General features: G+C 69.6%; 2 protein-coding genes. Both read right to left on the minus strand.

Annotated elements, in window-relative coordinates; translation table 11 throughout:
• On the minus strand, nucleotides 1-2,160 hold a 2,160-nt coding region (locus G6027_RS14525), incomplete at its 3' end, for a transglycosylase domain-containing protein (RefSeq protein WP_182637793.1).
• A 119-nt stretch (nucleotides 2,161-2,279) separates the two neighbouring features.
• Nucleotides 2,280-2,678, minus strand: coding sequence for a DUF5318 family protein (locus G6027_RS14530; protein ID WP_182637796.1), 399 nt, complete (start codon nucleotides 2,676-2,678; stop codon nucleotides 2,280-2,282).
• Between the last annotated feature and the right edge of the window lie 300 nt (nucleotides 2,679-2,978).

Consider the following 2,978-nt stretch of genomic DNA (forward strand, 5'->3'; position numbering starts at 1 on the left):
TGCCGGGGCACCGGCCCCCGGGATCACGATCTCGGGCAGTCCCGGGACGTTGAGCGTGAGCGGACCCGGCGCCCCGGGTGCCGGAGCGGGCTGCGCGGGGGCTGGGGCGACGCTGGGCTGGGGAACCGCCTGCTGGGTGGCACCCGTCCCACCGGTGTTCCCGGTCCCTGTGCCGGAGGACTCCCACTGGGACGCGCCGGCCTGGCCACCGATGTACCCGGGGGACGGGAAGCTCTCCCAGTCGGTGCCGGACAGCGCGCCGTCCATCGCAGACTTCCAGATGTCCGCGGGGAGCCCGGAGCCGTACATCGTCCCGCCCCACGCGTTGAGCAGCGGTTCGTTGTCGTCGGTCCCCACCCACACCGCCGTGGCGATGGACGGGGTGTAGCCCACGAACCAGGCGTCCTTGTTGTAGCCGGTGTCGCCGAGCTGGGTGGTGCCGGACTTGGCGGCCGAGGGACGACCGCCCGCCAGGGACTTGCCGTTGGAGTAGGCGGCGATCGGCTCCATCGCGGAGGTGAGGTTGTTGGCCACGTCGGCCTCGACCACCCGCTCACCCTCGGGGGCGGAGTTGTCCAGCAGGACCTCGCCGTCGGCCGTCTCGACCTTCTCGATGAAGTGGGTCGGCCGGTGGACGCCCTCGGCCGCGAAGGTGGCCAGGCTCGTGGCCATGTCGCGCACCCGGATCGGGTACTGGCCCAGGATCAGGCCGTCATAGGGGTCCTCGCCCTGCTCGGTGAGGGTCTCCCACGGCAGTCCGGGGATCTCCTTGGCGACGCCTGTGCGGTGGGCCATCTCCCGGACGTCGTTGGCCCCGTCGTCCAGCATCCGCTGCAGGCGGATGAACGAGGTGTTGAGGGACATCTTGAGCGCCATCGCGACCGAGCACGACCCGCAGGATTGGCCTTGGACGTTGGTGACGGTGACGTTTCCGGTGGTCACGGGCGCCGAGGAGATCTGGGTGCCCAGTCCGATCCCCTGCTCGAGGGCGGCGGCCACGCCGAAGATCTTGAAGGTGGAACCGGTCTGCAGCGGGGCGTTGGCGTAGTCCCAGCCCTCGGCGTCCTCGCCGCCGTAGTAGCCGATCACACCGCCCGTGCGGGGGTTGATGGAGACCACCGCGGTCCGGTTCTCCGGCCTCTCCCCCTGCATGTTGGTGCGGGCGGCCTCGACCACCGCGTCCTGGGTGGCGGGGTCGATCGTGGTGGTGATCTTGAGCCCGCGGGTGTTGAGCATCTGCTCGTCCAGGCCGGCCATCGCCAGCTCGGCCAGCACCTGGCGACGGATCGCCCCGTTGGTGGGGTCGCCCACGTTCTGGTCCACCGCCTGCGGGTCCTCCACGACCTGGGGGAACACCGCCATGCCCCGCTGCTGGGCGTCGATGGCACCCATGTCCCGCATGCCGTCCATCACGTAGTTCCAGCGCCCCTCGGAGGCGGCGGCGTTGTTGAGCGGGTCCAGCGCGGACGGCGACTGGATCACCCCCGCGAGCAACGCGCCCTCCTCCACCGTGAGGTTCTCCACCGGCTTGTTGAAGTAGGCGGTGGAGGCGGCGGCGATACCGTAGGCCCCGCGGCCGAAGTAGATGGTGTTGAGGTAGGCCCCGAGGATCTGGTCCTTGGACCACTCGTTGGTCATCTTGGCCGCGATGATGATCTCCTTGGCCTTGCGCTCATAGGTGGGAGCGTCGCCGACCATGGTGTTCTTGACGTACTGCTGCGTGATCGTGGACCCGCCACCGGCGCTCGACTCGCCGGTGACCTGCCCGATCACCGCGCGGCCGATGCCCGTGGGGTCGTAACCCTCGTTGGTGTAGAAGCTGCGGTCCTCCGCGGCGATGACGGCGTTGCGCACGTGCACCGGGATCGCGTCGACCTCCACCAGCGTGCGGTTGCCCTCCGGCGGGACGATGCGCCCGATCATGGTCGTACCGTCATTGGTGTAGATCTCGGAGATCTGGTTGGTGGCCACGCTGCCGGGACGGGGGATCTCGGTGCGGTTGTAGGTCACCCCGACGATCACCAGCGGGATCACCAACAGGACGACGACGACGAGGATCAGCGTCGTCCAGGCCGGGTGACGTCGGAACCAGCCGCGCCGGTGCGAGGAATCGTCCCGATCCCCGTCAGATCCCCCACGCGTCCTGTCACTTTGCGACATCTTCTACCCTCCTGCGAGCAGCTCCGACCGGTACGGGCGACCCCCGCTGACGGTGCATTGGGGTCCATTGTGTACGAAATCGGGCTCCACTCGGAACTCGGCGCACCCGGCGAGGGCGCTCAGCGGTGCCGGCGCAGGTCCCGCACCGCGCGGCGCACACGCCTGCCCTCCCCGGAAGCGAGGCCCACCTCATAGGACTCCACCAGGTGGTTCCACGAACAGCTGCGACACACCTCCACCACGTGGACGGTGAACGCGTCGTGGGTCAGGGCCAGCTGCTCGATCTCGTCCGCGCTCCGCGCCGAGCCGGACGCCGCACCCAGGTCGTCACCGAACACCCAGGACACCTCGGTGAGGTTCTCCTTGCGACACACCGGGCACACCGTCTCGGTCTCCACGCCGTGGAAACTCGCCGCACGCAGGAGATAGACGTCCGCGTCGCACACCTCGCGAAGTGCCGAGACACCCTCACGGAGATCCGCCAACACCCCTCGACGCCGCAGGGCGAAGTCCACCACCCGTCGACGCCTGAGAGCGTCGCGGCCGGTGGGGTCCTCCGGTCCCGGCGGGGGGCCGGGTCGCCGGGGGCGGAAGTCGGCGTGGTCCACGGGCTCAGCCTACGACTCGCGCCGGGCCCCGGTGCGAGTCCGGGGCGGGAGTCCGAGGCACGAGTCCGTGGCGACACGTCCTGCCGATGTCACGGACGGGTATATCGGCGCGATACATCCAGAGGTGTACTCTCGGTGACCGTCGCGGAAACCCGCAGGCATGAGACGGCGAGGGGAGGGGTGTAGTGCTCGAACTGGCGATCCTGGGGC

The organism is Dietzia sp. SLG310A2-38A2 (genome assembly GCF_014145095.1).
Taxonomy (GTDB): domain Bacteria; phylum Actinomycetota; class Actinomycetes; order Mycobacteriales; family Mycobacteriaceae; genus Dietzia.